This window comes from Mesorhizobium sp. P2_F7 (genome assembly GCF_056403695.1).
Genome location: NZ_JBFUFA010000004.1, coordinates 558,920 through 574,084 on the forward strand (window position 1 = coordinate 558,920; position 15,165 = coordinate 574,084).

A 15,165-nucleotide genomic window follows, 5' to 3' on the forward strand; every position below is an offset into this window, starting at 1 on the left:
GCTCCTTTGGCTGGCCCAATCGCAACCGTCATACGGTTGTTGCATGAATCGGGGCATAGCCTGCGCGAAAGCAACGGTGACGATCTGATGTCCAGCACAGAAACCCGCACTTTCCGCAGCATGTTCATCTCCGACCTGCATCTCGGATCGAAGGCGGCCAAGGCCGAGTTCCTGATCGATTTCCTGCGGTACCACGACGCCGATATCATCTATCTCGTCGGCGATATCGTCGACGGCTGGCGTCTGCGGCGCAGCTGGCATTGGCCGCAGAGCCACAATGACGTTGTCCAGAAACTGCTGCGCAAGGCGCGCAAGGGCACCTCGATCACCTACATCGCCGGCAATCACGACGAGTTCGCGCGCCAGTTCCAGGGTGTGCATTTCGGCGGCATCGTCGTCGCCGACCGCGCCATCCATGAAACTGCCGACGGCAGGCGCTTGCTGGTCATCCATGGCGACCAGTTCGATACCGTCGTCCACAACCAGCGCTGGCTGGCCTATCTCGGCGACTACGCCTATGACGCGGCCATGATGGTGAACCGCGTGGTGACGAAGCTCCGCCATCTGCTCGGCCTTCCCTACTGGTCGTTCTCGTCCTGGGCCAAGGTCAAGGTCAAGAAGGCGGTCAACTTCATCGGCTCATTCCAGACCGTGCTCACCGAGGAGGCGCGCCGCTCGCATGTCGACGGCGTCATCTGCGGCCACATCCACCATGCCGCGATCGAGAATTACGGGGACGTGCAGTACATCAACACCGGCGACTGGGTGGAGAGCTGCACGGCGGTGGTCGAGCATTTCGACGGCCGGATGGAGATCATCCACTGGGCGAAAATCCTCCCCGAAGCGCCGGATGAACCCTTCATCCCGATGCTGATCGAAGATCGGGTCGTCGAAGCTGCGTGAACCCCTGTTAATCGGTTAGGCCAAGCAGTTTCGGCTCGCTTTCCTGCATGTTAAGGGATCGAGGCGCGTTGCAGCCCTTTGTGCAGCGTAATTGGATCGATTCATGTCGCTGCCGCCGCTCTCGCCCGAACAACTCGTCAAGCCACGCCATTTCGAACTGCGCATGAGCCTGATCTTCGCGACACTGTTCGTGTCGCTGGGAACGCATCTGCCGTATTTTCCGCTTTGGCTCGAGGCCAAGGGGTTTCACGCCGAGCAGATCGCCATCATCCTGGCGGCGCCGATGTTCTTGCGTGTGGTGACGACGCCGCTGCTCACCGCGCTCGCTGACCGGGCCAAGGACAGGGCCGATGTCTATGTCGCGCTGGTGGCCGCGACCATGGTGCTTTCCGCCGGCTATTTCCTCTCGCCGACCTACGCCATGGTGCTTGCCGTATCCTTGGCGCTGACGGTGGTGTGGACGCCGCATTCGCCGATCGCCGATTCGCTGGCTCTGTCGGGCGTGCGCCGCTTCGGTTCCAACTACACCGCGATGCGCAAATGGGGCTCGATCTCCTATCTCTGCGCCAATGCCGCTGGCGGCTTCATTCTCTACTGGACAAGTGTGCAGGCTGTGCCGGTGATCATTTTCGTGTCGCTTGCCGTCGCCCTCGTCGCCGGATTGTTGGCGCCGCGGATGGGACGGCCGCGCAAGGCCTCGCCGCTTTCGGCGACTGAGATCCAGCACCAGGCGCCGAGCCTGTTCAATGCCTATTTTCTCTACTTCACCCTCGGCGTTGGCATCATCACCGCCAGCCATGCTTTTCTCTACGGCTTCGTCTCCATCTACTGGAAGTCGATCGGCATCAGTGGCTCCGTCATCGGGCTGCTGTGGGCCTGGGGGGTCGTAGCCGAAGTCTGCATGTTTTTGTTTTTCAACCGTCTTTTCGCCTCCGTCTCGGTCGTCAAGGTGATGCTGATCGCCGGCATCGGCTCCATCGTGCGCTGGATCGCCTTTCCGCTGATCTGGCCGCTCGGGCTTGGCGTTGCCGGCTTCTTCGGCGTCCAGACCTTGCATTCGGTGTCGGTTGCGATGGTGCTGATCGGCCTGCAGAAGATGATCGGCGAAACCGTTTCGGAAGAGCGCACCGGTGCCGCGCAAGGCATTGCCTATTTCTTCAACGGCTTCTTCATGGCGGCGGTGACGCTTGCTTCCGGCCCGCTTTACGAGCGTTGCGGCGTCGACGGCTTCCTGGCGATGATCCCGATCGCCATCATCGGCCTGGCGCTGATTGGGCTCGCCGCGCGCTCAGCCCCACAACATCCTGTCAGGCGGTGAGACCAGCGAACCCTCGTAAACGAGGCCGGGGTGTCGGTCGCGGGCCAAAAGCAGCGGACCGTCGAGATCGACGAACTCGGCGCCTTGCGCAAGCAGCACCGCCGGCGCCATCGCCAGCGACGTCCCGACCATGCAGCCGACCATCACCTCAAAACCCAGTTCACGCGCGCGGTCGCGCAGGGTCAGCGCGGCCGTCAGGCCGCCGGATTTGTCGAGCTTGATGTTGACGGCGTCATAGAGGCCGACGAGCGCTTCAAGGTCCTTCGCTTCGTGCACGCTCTCGTCTGCGCAGATCGGCACGGGATGCGCGATGTGGCGCAGGATGGCATCATGGCCGGCGGGGAGCGGCTGTTCGATCAGGGCGATGCCGTGCTCGGCGGCGAAAGCGAGGTTCTCGACGATGTTGGCATCGGTCCAGCCTTCATTGGCGTCGAGGATGATGCGGCTGTCGGGCGCCGCTTCGGTCACGGCGCGGATGCGGGCTATGTCATTGTCGCCGCCGATCTTGACTTTGAGTAGTGGCCGCCCGGCATTGGCACGCGCCTGCGCCGCCATCGCCTCCGGCTCGCCCAGCGACAGCGTGTAGGCCGTCTCCAGCGCCGACAAGGACACAGCGTGGATGGCGTCCGCCACCGCCATGCCGCTCATCTTCGCTTCCAGGTCCCACAAGGCGCAGTCGATGGCGTTGCGGGCAGCACCCGCCGGCATGGCATCGAGCAGGTCCTTCCGGCTCAAGCCGCCTTCTATCTGCCGGCGCATCGCCTCGATGGCGTCGCGCACGCCGTCCATGGTCTCGCCATAGCGCTTGTAGGGGACGCATTCGCCCCAGCCGCGATTGTCGCCATCGCTGATCGTGCAGGTGATGACTTCGGCTTCGGTCTTCGATCCGCGTGAGATGGTGAAGGTGCCGGCGATGGGAAAACGCTCGGCCTCAACCGAAATGACACGCGCCATATTTTTCTGCTCCGGCTATGCAACATCAGCCTGTCGGCAAATCGACAGGTTCGACCCGTCAGGCTAAACAGGACGCCATGTTGACCATCGGCAAACGCGACGCAAGCGGCAACGCCGCCAAGGAGGCCGACCACCAGCCCCGCGTCGCGGTCGGCGAGGAGGGTGGGGTCCTCGGCTGCGCTTTCTCCGGAATCTGGACGACAACGACCGTGGCGCATATCGACGCCGAGATGCGCAAGATCGAGCATCGCAAAGGCTTTCAGACGCTGGCCTTGGACCTTTCTCACATCGAGAAGATCGATACGGCCGGCGCCTGGCTAATCGACCGCCTGGTCAGTGTCTTCGAAAAGAAGGGCGTCGAGATCAAGATGCAGGGGCAAAGCGATGTTGCCTCCATCCTGCTTGGCGCCGTCGGCGAAGCGGTTCGGCGCGAGCCCGAATCGCGTGGTGTCCGGCGCCCCAACATCATCCTTCGCGGGCTGGAGGCAGTCGGCCGCCGCGTCTATGAGATGCGCGACGATTTCCTCGCCTCGATGAACATACTGGGCGCCACCATCGGCGGCGCGCAGATGAAGCTCGGGCGCGGCCATGCCATCAACCCGGCGGCGATTTTCAACCAGATCGACCGCATGGGTGTCGGCGCCATACCGGTGGTGGTGCTGATGTCGGCGATCGTCGGCGCCATCGTCGCCCAGCAGGGCGCCTACCAGCTCAACTATTTCGGAGCCAACATTTTCGTTGTCGACCTGGTCGGCGTGCTGATCCTGCGCGAGCTCGGCGTGCTGATGACCGCCATCATGATTGCCGGCCGCTCCGGCAGCGCCATCACCGCCGAAATCGGCTCGATGAAGATGCGCGAGGAGGTCGACGCGCTGAAGGTCATCGGCCTCAACCCGATCGGCGTGCTGGTGTTTCCGCGCCTGGTGGCGTTGGTGATCGCGCTGCCCTGTCTCACCATCATCGCCAATTTTGCAGCCCTTGGCGGCGGCATCATCGCCGCCTGGCTCTATTCCGGCATTGCGCCGTCCGCGTTCATCGACCGCCTGCGCGGCGCCATCGATATCAGCACCATCTTTGCCGGGCTGATCAAGGCGCCGTTCATGGCCATGATCATCGGCACCATTGCTTCCGTCGAAGGCATGAAGGTCGGGGGCAGCGCCGAATCGCTGGGCCTGCACGTCACCGCCTCGGTGGTGAAGTCGATCTTCGTCGTCATCATCCTCGATGGCCTTTTCGCCATCTTCTATGCCTCGATCGAGTTCTGACATGATGGGTAAGAACTCGAAGGCGATAACGGCTGTGCAAGGAATGGACGAGAGCGATATCGTGCTCTCCGTTCGTGACATCACGGTTTCCCTCGACGACAAGCTAATCCTCGACAAACTGGCGCTCGACATCAAGCGCGGCGAGATCCTCGGTTTCGTCGGCGCCTCGGGCGCCGGCAAGTCGGTGCTGCTGCGCACCATTCTCGGCCTGCTGCACAAGCAGGCTGGCACGATCAAACTGTTTGGTCTCGACCTCGACAAGGCCAGCGACATCGAGCGGTTGCGCATCGATATGCGGCTTGGTGTGCTCTTCCAGCACGGGGCGCTGTTTTCGGCGCTGACGGTGCAGGAAAACGTGCAGGTGCCGATGCGCGAATATCTCGATTTGCCGAGGAAGCTCATGGACGAGCTGGCCTTGCTCAAGATCGAACTGGTCGGCCTGCCGCCCGACGCCGCACAAAAATTCCCCTCTGAACTGTCAGGCGGCATGATCAAGCGCGCCGCCCTGGCACGCGCGCTGGCGCTCGACCCCGACATTGTCTTCCTCGACGAGCCAACTTCCGGGCTTGACCCGATCAGTGCGTCCGAGTTCGACGAATTGGTGGTGAAGCTGCGCGATACGATGGATCTGACAGTCTATATGGTCACCCACGATCTCGACACGTTGTTTACCGCTTGCGACCGGGTGGCGGTGCTCGGCAACAAGAAAATCCTGGTCGAGGGCACGATCGACGACATGCTGAAGAGCGAGGAGCCGTGGGTGAAATCCTATTTCCGCGGAAAACGCGCCCGGCAACTTGATCTTGCAGCGCGCGCATAGCCATAAGTGGGGCAATGGAAACCAGAGCCAACTACGTAATTGTCGGCATTTTCACCCTGGTCGCGATCCTCGCGGCCTTCGGGTTCGTCTATTGGACCGCCGCGATCGGCGATCGCGGCGAGACGACGTTGTTGCTCGTGCGCATTCAGGGTTCGGCCTCAGGCCTCGGCCCCGGCAGTCTGGTGCTGTTCAACGGCGTCAAGGTTGGTGTGGTCAAGCGCGTTGCTTTCGACCGCAACGATCTGAATGCTGCCATTGCCACGACCGAGATCGACAAGACAACGCCGCTTACCAAATCGACGCAGGCCGATATCGGCATCGCCAGCCTTGCCGGCCAGGTCAACATCGAACTGAAGGGCGCCGATCCCAAGGAGCCGAGGTTGCTTGAAGAGGCGGAAAAGGAAGGCAAGACCGCCGAGATCATCGCCAACCCGTCGGCGGTCAACAATCTGCTGCAAACGGCGCAGAACATCTTCACCCGTGCCGACAAGGTGCTTTCCGAACTCGAAGGTTTCACCAGGGATGTGCGTGGGCCGCTGACCCAGACCGTCAAGAACGCCCAGACATTTTCCGATGCGCTGGCCAAGAATGCCGACGGCATCGACAAGTTCCTGACCGCCGTCAGCGCGCTGTCTGACGAGTTGAAGGGTGTTTCCGGCAAGCTAGACGGCACGCTGAAGGCTGCCGAAGGCCTGCTCAATGCCGTCGACAAGGACAAGATCAAGAGCATCGTCGCCAATGTCGACACGGTTACGGGGAACCTCAAGGAAACCTCGAAGCAGCTCGACGGCGTGATCAAGAATGTCGATACGGCGGTCGGCTCGGTCAATGATTTCGCCACGCGCACGCAAGGCACGCTGGCCAAGGTCGACAATGTGCTTGACGGCATCGATCCGGCGCAGGTGCGCACCGCACTCGCCAACATCCAGAAGGCCAGCGAAAACGCCAACAAAGCCGCCGCCGACATCGCCATGGTGACCGACAAGTTCGCCGACCGGGCCGACGATATCGACCAGACGATCAAGTACGCCAGACAGCTGGCGCAACGCCTCAACGATGCCTCGGTGCGCGTGGACGGCATCCTGAAAAGGGTCGACACGCTGCTTGGTTCTGGCCAGGCCGACGGCGTCATGGCCGATGCCCGGGACACGCTGAAGGCGTTCAAGCAGGTCGCCGACACGCTGAACGCGCGGCTTGGCACCATCACCGACAATCTGGCGCGCTTCTCCGGCCAGGGCCTGTCGAATGTCGAGGCGCTGGTCCAGGACAGCCGGCGTTCGATCAGCCGTATCGAAGAGGCGGTGACCGATCTCAGCCGCAACCCGCAGCGCATCCTGTCGGGTGGTGACGGCGAGGTTCGGCAGTTCGATGGCAGGGCGCGGCGTTGACTTCCGTTCCCGCCCGCCGCAAGAAGTTGAACCGCGAATGCGGGTTGGTCTTACGATCCGGGGACAACGGGGATCGCGCGTGACGTTCGGTTTGGGTGGGTATAAATCTGCTGTCGTGTTGCTTGGCTTGACCCTTGCCGGTTGCGCGGCATTGGGAGGCAAGCCGGCGCCGCTCGATACGTTCGAGCTGTCCGCCCCGTCGATCGACGCGCATGGCCACAGCCGCCGCCAGATCCTGATCGCCCAGCCTTCCGCGCTCAAGGCGCTGGACAGCCAGAACATCGTCATCAAGCCGTCCGACCGCTCGATCCAGTACCTCAAGGGCGCGCAATGGGCCGACCGCCTGCCGCTGATCGTGCAGGCAAGGCTCGCCGAAACCTTCCAGCGCTCGGGCAGCTTTGCCGGCGTCGGCAAGCCGGGCGAGGGGCTGGCGATCGACTATCAGGTGATCGTCGAGATCCGCTCCTTTGAAGTCCGCGTCAATGGCGGCGAGCATGCCGAGGTCAACCTCTTCGTGCGCATCCTGAACGACCGGAATGGTGAAGTGCGCGCCTCCAAGAGCTTCATCGCATCCGCGCCCGTCTCGGGCAGCGGCAATCCGGCCTATGTCAGCGCGCTCGACAGCGCCTTTGGCGAGGCGGCGAAGGATATCGTGCGCTGGACGGATTCGGTTATCTGACGATCAGAGAATCGGCTGGTCCGGGCGAGCAGAGCATCGGTCGTCAAGTATCCTGCCACGCCACCAAATCGTATCGGGCACCATCGTTGCGAAAGAAGTGCGCGATCGCCTCGTAGCATTGCTCGATCGGGACGCACCACGAGCGCGGGTATTCGTCGACCTGACCATTCGCGAGCGTGTAGGCGCAGGTCTCATCTCCATGGTGAGGCCCATGCGTCACCGAACCGCTGTCTCCTTCGAAGCGCAAATACATGAGCCAGGCGTTGTCGCCATTTCGCAACATGGAAATGGACTGGCCACCAGGGGCTGAGATCCAAAGCTCAAACCGCGGAATCTGATCGAAGCGACCCAAGGCTGGAGCAAACTCTTCGAAGGCTTCGTACGCCCGAGAGATTCCGTTGAATGTGACTTCCACCGGGGTCAGCTTGCTGCGTTGCCGCGTCCGCTGCGGAAGACCCGGAGGTCTCCCGCATGCGGATCGGACTTAGTGCAACCGGCCGCTGGCGTGGGCCAGCATGGTGTAGACCTTGCCGGTGTCCGAAGTCAGGTAGGTCTGCGCCATGATGTTGTCACGGTCATTGCGCGAGACGTCCTTGAGCAGCTTTTCGAAGTCGTCGCAATAGCGGTCGACGGCGGCGCGGAACTCCGCTTCGCCCTGATACTTGCGGCGGATTTCATCGAAGGTCTGCTGGCCCTTGAGCGTGTAGAGACGGCGCGTGAACACGTCACGCTCGCCGCGCCGGTAGCGGTTCCACAGCTCGATCGAGGCGTCATGGTCGATCGCCCGCGCAATATCGACCGACAGCGAGTTGAGCGACTCCATGACATGCAGCGGCGAGCGCTGGGCGGGAGCCGCGCGCGGTGCTTCCGCGGGCGCTGCCGGCTTGGCGGCGACTTCCTCCTCGCGCGATGCGCCGGTCAGCAGGTCGCGCACCCAACCACCTTGCGGCGTGCGGGCGTTGGCGTCGCGCTGGCGCGGTGCTTCGGCAGGGCGTTCGATATCGAGCGTGCCACGCAGGCCGCCGAGCGGCGCCTGCGGAGCGGGACGCTCGGCCTGCGGTGCCGGCGGCGGGCGGCGTACAGGCTCGGCCGGGCGCTGGACTGGCGCCTGGGGCGCCGGCCGCAGGTTGCGCGGCTCGGAATTGTCGCCACCGCCGCGGCCCGATTTCGCAACGATATCCGAAAGTTCCTTGAGCGCGTTGATCTGCTCGGAAACGGCACGGCGGATTGCCGAGGTCGATTCCTTGGCCTCTTCCGGCATCTCGATGACGCCCTTCTTGAGCTCGGCCCGGGTGAGGTCGAGCTCGCTCTTGATCGAGCTTGCGGTGCGCCGCATCTCCTCGGTCGCATCGGCGAACCGGTTGGTTGCCGAATCGACCACTTCCGCAATGGCAACACGGATCTTGTCGGCCGATGCCAGCGTCCTGCCTTCGGCATTCTGCATCGTCTGGCCGACAAGGCTCTCGAAGGAACGCATCACCTTTTCGAGGTCTTCCGACTTCTTGACCAGGCCGACGGCGAGGTCTTCCAGCGACGACTGCCGCTCCAGCGTGTGTTCCAGATTGCTCTGCGCCGAGCTCAGCAGGTCGGAAGCCGACGACAGCAAGCGGCTGTGCTCGTCGAACTTGGTGGCGATCGAGGCGACTTCGCGCAGCGTCGAAGACGACAGTTCGGTAAGCCGCGTCGTGTTCGAATCGACCAGGCGGGCCGAGCTTGCGAAAGTCTGCGCGGCCTTTTCGGTAGTCGCCGCGAAGCTCTGCGTGCTGCCGCTGAGACGTTCGTCGACCTGGCCGAGATTGACCGCCGCCTGCTCGATCAGCTCACCGAGCTGCGAAGAGGAGACGCTCATGCGGCCGATGAGATCGGCGACACTGTCGGCGAGCGACGAGCGCGCGCCTTCGACGGCCGACAGCGTTTCGGCCGTGCGGCTGGCGAGCGCGTTGACGAGAGCGGCGTTTTCGCTGCGCAGCTTCTCGGTGGCGCGTTCGGTGACGTCTTCCATGCTCTTTTGCAGTTCCGAGCCGCCCTGGGCGAAGCGCTCGACCAAGGGCCGCGCGGTTTCGTCGAGGATCTTCGCCATCTCGGCCGAACGCGCCGCCAGCATCGTGTTGAGCTCGCGGGTGTTGGTGCCGATGGTCTTGGCTGCGTCGTTGGTGCTCTGGCCGATATGCTGGCCAACTGCGGTGAAGGTCTCCGCAATCGTGTTGGCGCGCGAGATCAGTTGAGCCTCCGCGCTGGACACCTGCTCGTTGAGCTTCTGGCCCATCGTCTCGGTGGTGTAGACGAGGCGGTTCTCGACATTGGCGACCTGTTCCTCGACGCGGGTGGTTGCTGCCGCGACACTCGCCGCCAGCCGCTCGTCGGCGCCGGCCAGAGCCTGCTCCATTTCGCGGGCGTGGACGGCAAGTTCCTGGCCGGTCTGGCGTGCGCGTTCGGCAACCCGCTGTTCGGTGCTGGCGAAGGCGCCGACGATGTTGTCGGCATGCTCGCCGATCGTCGAGGTGGAGTCGGCGATGCGCGACACCAGGCGGTGATCGGCCTCGTCGAAGATGCGGCTGATCTCGGTGGCGCGGGCCGACAGGGCGTCGGAACCCTCGGCAATGCGCGAGATCAGCTGCTGGTCGGCGGCATCGAAGATGCGGCCGAGGTCGGAAGCGCGGGCGGCCAGCGCTTCGGCCGATTCGCCGATGCGCATGCTCAGCCGCTGGTCGGCACCCTCGAAGTTGCGCAGGATGTCGCCGGCGCGGTCGGCGAGCGACTGCGCCGTCTCGACCGCCCGGGCAACGAGCTTCTGGTCGGCGGCGTCGAACGTGCCGGCGATTTCGCCGGCGCGGGCAGCCAGCCGTCCGGCCGTTTCTTCGGCGCGGGCGAGCAGCGAGCTAGACGTCTCGTCATGCCGGGCAAGCAGCGTGCTCGATGTATCTTCGGCGCGAGCAAGCAAGGCGTTCGTCGTGTCCTCCGTGCGAGCAAGCAGCGCGCTCGTCGTGTCCTCGGCGCGTGCGTGCAGGCGGCGATCCGCATCCTCGAAGGTGCGGGCGATGTCCTCGGCCCGGGCCAGCAGTGCGGCCGAGGTCTGTTCGGCGCGCTCGGCAATTTTGCGGTCTGCATCGCTGAAGGCGGCACCTGCCTGTTCGTGCAGGGCGCTGGTGACTTCCATCACCTTCTCGCGCAGGGCGCCGGCAACGAAGACGGCGCTCTTTTCGAGCACGTTACGGACATTGTCGACACCCACCGACAACGCGCGCTCCATGGTTCCGGCGCGCTCTTCGATGATGCCGGTCTGCTTGCTGAAGGCCTGCTCGATCTTCTCGACGTCGGCTGCGATAGCGGCCGAGATATCGGTGCTTCTGGCGGCGATCTGGTCGATATGGCCCGACAGCGAGCGGTCGACATCCTTGCGCGTGTCGGCGAGCTTCGACAGATCGTCTTCCAGCGCCTGGGTCAGCAGGTTGCGGCCTTCTGCCAGCTTGCCGACATGGCCGGCGATGATGTCGTCGACCTCGCCGCGGCTTGCCGACAGCTTCTGGAGGTCGGCTTCGAGCGCGCGCTTGAGGATGTCGCGGCCTTCGGCCAGCTTCTCAACCTGGCCGGCGACCAGTCCGTCGATGCTCGACCGGCTCTCGGCCAGCTTGGCGAGGTCGTCCACGAGAGCCTTCGACAGCGTCGCACGATCCTGGACGAGCTTGTCGCTGTGACCCTGGAGCAGGCTGTTGACATTTTCCAGATCGGCTTCCAGCACCCGTGCGAACTCTCCACGGTTTTCGCTCAGCTTCTGTGACTGGTCGACAATGGCGCTCCTGATCGTGTTGAGATCGGCTTCGAGCGCCCGCTTGAGGATGTCGCGGCCCTCGGCGAGCTTCTCGACCTGTCCGGCGACCAGCCCATCGATGCTGGAGCGGCTTTCCGCCAGCTTGGCGATGTCGTCTTCCAGTGCCTTTGAGAGGGCCGAACGGTCCTGGACGAGCCTGTTTTGATGGTCGCCCATGATGCCGCTCACATTGCGCAGATCATCTTGCAGCGCCTGGGAGAGCGTCGAACGATCCTGGACAAGCCGGCTGGTGTGGTCGGCGATCAGGCTGTTCACATTCTGCAGATCGGCTTCGAGTGCCTTCGAAAGCTGGCTGCGCTCTTCCGCCACCCGGTCGGAATGACCCACGATGGCACCCTTGATGGTATTGATGTCGGCTTCGAGCGCGCGCTTGAGGATATCGCGGCCCTCGGCCAGCTTCTCGACCTGGCCGGCGACCAGCCCGTCGATGCTCGACCGGCTTTCCGCCAGCTTGGCGAGGTCGGCCTCAAGTGTTTGGGACAACAGGCCACGATCATCGGCCAGCCGGTTCGAATGGTCGGAGAGCAGGCCCCTGATGCCGGACAGGTCATTCTCAAGCGCCTTGCTGAGTTCGGTCCGGTCCTCGGCCAGTTTCGCCGAGTGGTTCTCGATCACGCCCTTGATGCCGATAATGTCGTTTTCCAAGGCCTTGGTGAGGACGGCACGGCCTTCGGCGATCTTTTCGACCTGGCCGGCGACCAGCCCGTCAATCGAGGCGCGGCTGTCGGCCAGCTTGCCGAGGTCGGCCTCGAGGGCGCGCGACAGAATGTTGCGGCCTTCAGCCAGTTTCCCAACATGTCCGGCGACCATTTCATCAATGATCGTACGGGCTTGCACGAGTTTTCCAGAGTCTTCATGCAAGGCCTGGTTGAGCCGGTTCCGGCCCTCTTCGAGACGCTCGAGATGGCTGCCGACCGACGCGTCGATGGCGGCGCGCGACTCGTTGACCTTGCGCAGATCCTCTTCCAGAGCGCGCGAAATCAGGTTGCGACCTTCGGCCAGCTTCTGCACCTGGTTGGTCACAGCGGCGTCGATGCCGGCGCGGCCCTCGGCGAATTTCGCCAGGTCGGCCTCCATGGCCGCCGCCATGCGCTCGCGGCTTTCGGACAGCTTGCGGCTGTGGTTTTCGACCGCGTCCTCAATGCCGACGCGGGCGTCGGCGAGGCGCTGGATGTCGGTGTCGAAGGAGCGCGACACGACGTGGCGGGCCGCTTCCATGCGGCCGGCGAAATCGCTGGCGCGGGCTTCGAGCATCGACGAGGTCGACGAGACGATGTCGGCCATGTCGGCGCCGATCTGGGTCTTGCCCTGATCGATCATCGCCGACAGATGGTCCCTGCTCTCGGCAAAGGTGTGAGCGATCTCGCGGGCGCGCTCGACCAGTGTTTCATTGATCTGGCGGGCACGCGCCTCAAGCGCGGCGTTGAGTTTTTGCGTGCCGGTATCCAACGCTTCGGCGCGTGTCTGGAATTCGCTGATCAGCGCCTGGCCGCGTTCGGCCAAGGTGCGCTCGATGCCGTTGAGGCTGGATTCGAATTCCGAACTCAGCGTGCGCGCGGCACCGCCCAAGAGCGACACCATGCCGGTGGTGCGGTCGTCGAGCAGGTCGGTCAGCGAGCGGGTCAGGCCGTCGGTGGTGTCCGTCAGCTTGGCGATGCGGGTGTCGAGCAGCGACGCAAAGGCTTCGCCCGATGTCGACAGCCGGTCGGTGATCGTATCGAGCCGGCCTTCCACCTGGTCGAAGATCGACATCGAGCTTTCATTGATGCGGTCGATCAGCGTGTCGCCGGAATTGGTGATCGTCATCGACAGCTTGGTCGACGCGTTGAGGATGGAGTCGCGAATGATGTCCGAGGCAGCGCCGATTTCGTCCTTCAGCGTCTCATGCGCGCCGGTGATCGAGGCACGCACGCGCTCGGCATGGGTGACGACGGCTTCGCGCTCGCTGCCCAGACCGTCGACCAGCTGCCGGATGCGGGATTCGTTCTCCGAATAGGAGCGTTCGATCTGGTTGACCTCGCTGTGAACCAGCGTTTCGAGCTCGACGGCGCGTGCCAGCGTCCGCTCGATGCCTTCGCCCATCGCCGCCACTTCGCGGCGAACGGCCTGGCCGATCATCATGACGCGGTCCTGGGCGAGGTTTTCCGGTTCCGCCAGGCGGAAAGCCACTTCCGTCATCGACTGGGCGGCGATGCGCATTTCCTGCGCGCGGCGGATCATCGCCGCGAAGGCCCAAAACAGGACAACCGGTATGATTGCCGCGATGGCGAGGCCGATCAGCTCGGGACGGGCCAGGAGTTGATCGAATGTACGGATTTTCCAGATGCTTGGGCCAAACAGCAGATTGGCGAGGCCACCGGCGCCGGCAATCCAGGCCAGCGACACGAACGCCACGACCCAATAGATCGTGCTCGACGCACGCCGGTTGAGGCTGTGCAACAGCGTCTTGTAGTCTTTCTGGCGGTCGTCGTTGGCCGGCTTGAAACCGGCAGGCTGGGAACTGTTGCGCGATTCAACCGGGCGCAGCTCTGCGGGCTTGGCAGCCGGCGTCGCACTCTGATTTTGTTGGACGGGTGCGCTTTGAGCGGGGGCGGGTTTCTGGGTGCGGCCTTCGCGCGCCAGTTCGTCCGCGGCCTGTGAAATCTGCGCTTCCAGATCTTCCATCGACGCCGCAATATCGAGATCGCCGCTGCCGTCTCCGCTAAGGTCTAGGTCTAGTGCCTTTTCGAGTTCCCTGGCTACGTCGCTGTCGAGAGTTCTGGTCGTCGTTGGTTTCTTCGCCATGCCTTCGCTACCCTGTACTAGCTGCCGAGGGACATTATGATTTTGGCCTGATTCTGGCTTGTCTTATCCCACGCAGGAGGCTGAAAATGGACCCTCGTATCGTAATGACACACAGGGGTAAAGAAAACATGCATTCCGCGAGATACGTAAAACTTTAAATATAAGGTTAACAAGAACGTGATTTCGCCGCCTCTACGGCAACAATTTTCCAGCCCATTCATTAACGCGTTGGCGACGGAAATCGCCTAGGTTTTTTTGGCGATCGGGACAAGGGAGTTTCAAATTGGTACGCGGTGAAAGCGGCATTGCCTTCTCAATGCCGGGTGGCGATGCGTCGGGTCCAGCCCGTTCGCGGCCGGTGGATCTGGCCCATCTGGCCCGTCAGACAATGGGCGATCGCGCCCTCGAACAAGAGGTATTGGCACTGTTCGTACAGCACGCGCTTTCCGTCCGCGACAGAATAGTCGACGCCGATGTCAGGGAGAGGCTGCTTCTGGCACATGGGCTGAAGGGTTCGGCGCGCGGCGTCGGCGCTTTTGCCATCGCCGACTGCGCCACATTGATCGAACAGCAGCCGGAAGACACGCGCAGCCTCAAGCGCCTCGGCGCCCTGATCGAGGAAGTGCGCGATTTCATCGCCGCCATCAGTCGGTAATGGCGGCCGCTCGTCGTTGGCCACCGGCATGAATCGGCCGGGCCAGGGCGCGCTTTAGCCAGCTTTCCGAAAAAACGTCACAAAGCGGCGCTTTCGCGCCGCAGTTGACTTGTCCGGCGGAGTGATTATCTCGGCTGAGACTCCCTTCAGGTGACAAATGACCAAGCTGACCTTCATCGCCCATGACGGCACTCCTTTCGATGTCGAGGCCGAAAACGGCTCGACCGTTATGGAGAATGCGATCCGCAACGCGGTGCCGGGCATCGAGGCCGAATGCGGCGGCGCCTGCGCTTGCGCAACCTGCCATGTCTATGTCGACGAAGCCTGGACGGCGGAGGTCGGCGAGCCTGAGGCGATGGAAGAGGACATGCTGGACTTCGCCTATGACGTCCAGCCGAACTCGCGCCTGTCCTGCCAGATCAAGGTGCGCGACGCCCTTGACGGTCTTGTCGTGCGCGTGCCCGCCCGCCAGGGCTGATTTCCCGGTCCAACCGATTTTTGCCGCCGCCGCTTGGCAGCGGGCCAATGCTCATGCAGTCTCGCCCGCAGTTTGGCCCAATTCTGGCAACG

At 63.3% G+C, this 15,165-nt stretch carries 11 protein-coding genes; 8 read left to right on the forward strand and 3 right to left on the reverse strand.

Annotated elements, in window-relative coordinates; translation table 11 throughout:
* Positions 1-87 precede the first annotated feature (87 nt).
* Positions 88-903 carry a UDP-2,3-diacylglucosamine diphosphatase gene (locus AC1DZ8_RS16850; protein WP_477304035.1) on the forward strand — a complete coding sequence of 272 codons (816 nt, stop codon included), beginning with the start codon at positions 88-90 and terminating at the stop codon, positions 901-903.
* Between the two features lie 103 nt (positions 904-1,006).
* Entirely contained in the window at positions 1,007-2,221 is a 1,215-nt protein-coding gene (locus AC1DZ8_RS16855) for an MFS transporter (RefSeq protein WP_477304037.1), read from the forward strand.
* Here the strand turns inward: AC1DZ8_RS16855 and dgcA are convergent.
* The gene (gene dgcA / locus AC1DZ8_RS16860; protein ID WP_477304039.1) at positions 2,192-3,175 is read right to left on the reverse strand and encodes an N-acetyl-D-Glu racemase DgcA; all 984 of its coding nucleotides are present in this window, start codon (positions 3,173-3,175) and stop codon (positions 2,192-2,194) included. The genes AC1DZ8_RS16855 and dgcA overlap by 30 nt on opposite strands.
* A gap of 77 nt (positions 3,176-3,252) precedes the next feature.
* Between dgcA and AC1DZ8_RS16865 the strand changes: the two genes are divergently transcribed.
* Genes AC1DZ8_RS16865 through AC1DZ8_RS16880 form a run of 4 tightly spaced genes read left to right on the forward strand, consistent with a single transcriptional unit; the run spans position 3,253 to position 7,327 of the window.
* Positions 3,253-4,440: an MlaE family ABC transporter permease gene (locus tag AC1DZ8_RS16865; RefSeq protein WP_477304041.1), complete on the forward strand. Its 1,188-nt coding sequence runs from the start codon at positions 3,253-3,255 to the stop codon at positions 4,438-4,440.
* Between the two features lie 4 nt (positions 4,441-4,444).
* Complete coding sequence (locus tag AC1DZ8_RS16870; RefSeq protein ID WP_477304342.1) at positions 4,445-5,260, forward strand: ABC transporter ATP-binding protein; 816 nt, start codon at positions 4,445-4,447, stop codon at positions 5,258-5,260.
* Positions 5,261-5,274: 14 nt separating this feature from the next.
* Positions 5,275-6,648: an MlaD family protein gene (locus AC1DZ8_RS16875; RefSeq protein ID WP_477401236.1), complete on the forward strand. Its 1,374-nt coding sequence runs from the start codon at positions 5,275-5,277 to the stop codon at positions 6,646-6,648.
* 37 nt (positions 6,649-6,685) lie between these two features.
* Entirely contained in the window at positions 6,686-7,327 is a 642-nt protein-coding gene (locus AC1DZ8_RS16880) for an ABC-type transport auxiliary lipoprotein family protein (RefSeq protein ID WP_477304344.1), read from the forward strand.
* Positions 7,328-7,370: 43 nt separating this feature from the next.
* Here AC1DZ8_RS16880 and AC1DZ8_RS16885 read toward each other — a convergent pair whose 3' ends face one another.
* Positions 7,371-7,742, reverse strand: coding sequence for an Imm1 family immunity protein (locus AC1DZ8_RS16885; protein ID WP_477304043.1), 372 nt, complete (start codon positions 7,740-7,742; stop codon positions 7,371-7,373).
* 69 nt (positions 7,743-7,811) lie between these two features.
* On the reverse strand, positions 7,812-13,940 hold the full coding sequence (locus tag AC1DZ8_RS16890) for a kinesin (RefSeq protein ID WP_477401238.1): 6,129 nt from the start codon (positions 13,938-13,940) through the stop codon (positions 7,812-7,814).
* Positions 13,941-14,256: 316 nt separating this feature from the next.
* Here AC1DZ8_RS16890 and AC1DZ8_RS16895 point away from each other — a divergent pair, with 316 nt between their 5' ends.
* Both AC1DZ8_RS16895 and AC1DZ8_RS16900 read left to right on the forward strand, forming a co-directional pair.
* Positions 14,257-14,595, forward strand: a complete 339-nt coding sequence (locus AC1DZ8_RS16895; protein ID WP_477304346.1) for an Hpt domain-containing protein — start codon at positions 14,257-14,259, stop codon at positions 14,593-14,595.
* Positions 14,596-14,752: 157 nt separating this feature from the next.
* On the forward strand, positions 14,753-15,073 hold the full coding sequence (locus AC1DZ8_RS16900; RefSeq protein ID WP_023707481.1) for a 2Fe-2S iron-sulfur cluster-binding protein: 321 nt from the start codon (positions 14,753-14,755) through the stop codon (positions 15,071-15,073).
* The last annotated feature ends 92 nt before the right edge of the window (positions 15,074-15,165 follow it).

Coding starts and splice junctions, on each gene's coding strand:
- AC1DZ8_RS16850 (WP_477304035.1), top strand. CDS start 88: ATGTCCAGCACAGAAACCCGCACTTTCCGCAGCATGTTCATCTCCGAC.
- AC1DZ8_RS16855 (WP_477304037.1), top strand. CDS start 1,007: ATGTCGCTGCCGCCGCTCTCGCCCGAACAACTCGTCAAGCCACGCCAT.
- dgcA (WP_477304039.1), bottom strand. CDS start 3,175: ATGGCGCGTGTCATTTCGGTTGAGGCCGAGCGTTTTCCCATCGCCGGC.
- AC1DZ8_RS16865 (WP_477304041.1), top strand. CDS start 3,253: ATGTTGACCATCGGCAAACGCGACGCAAGCGGCAACGCCGCCAAGGAG.
- AC1DZ8_RS16870 (WP_477304342.1), top strand. CDS start 4,445: ATGGGTAAGAACTCGAAGGCGATAACGGCTGTGCAAGGAATGGACGAG.
- AC1DZ8_RS16875 (WP_477401236.1), top strand. CDS start 5,275: ATGGAAACCAGAGCCAACTACGTAATTGTCGGCATTTTCACCCTGGTC.
- AC1DZ8_RS16880 (WP_477304344.1), top strand. CDS start 6,686: ATGCGGGTTGGTCTTACGATCCGGGGACAACGGGGATCGCGCGTGACG.
- AC1DZ8_RS16890 (WP_477401238.1), bottom strand. CDS start 13,940: ATGGCGAAGAAACCAACGACGACCAGAACTCTCGACAGCGACGTAGCC.
- AC1DZ8_RS16895 (WP_477304346.1), top strand. CDS start 14,257: ATGCCGGGTGGCGATGCGTCGGGTCCAGCCCGTTCGCGGCCGGTGGAT.
- AC1DZ8_RS16900 (WP_023707481.1), top strand. CDS start 14,753: ATGACCAAGCTGACCTTCATCGCCCATGACGGCACTCCTTTCGATGTC.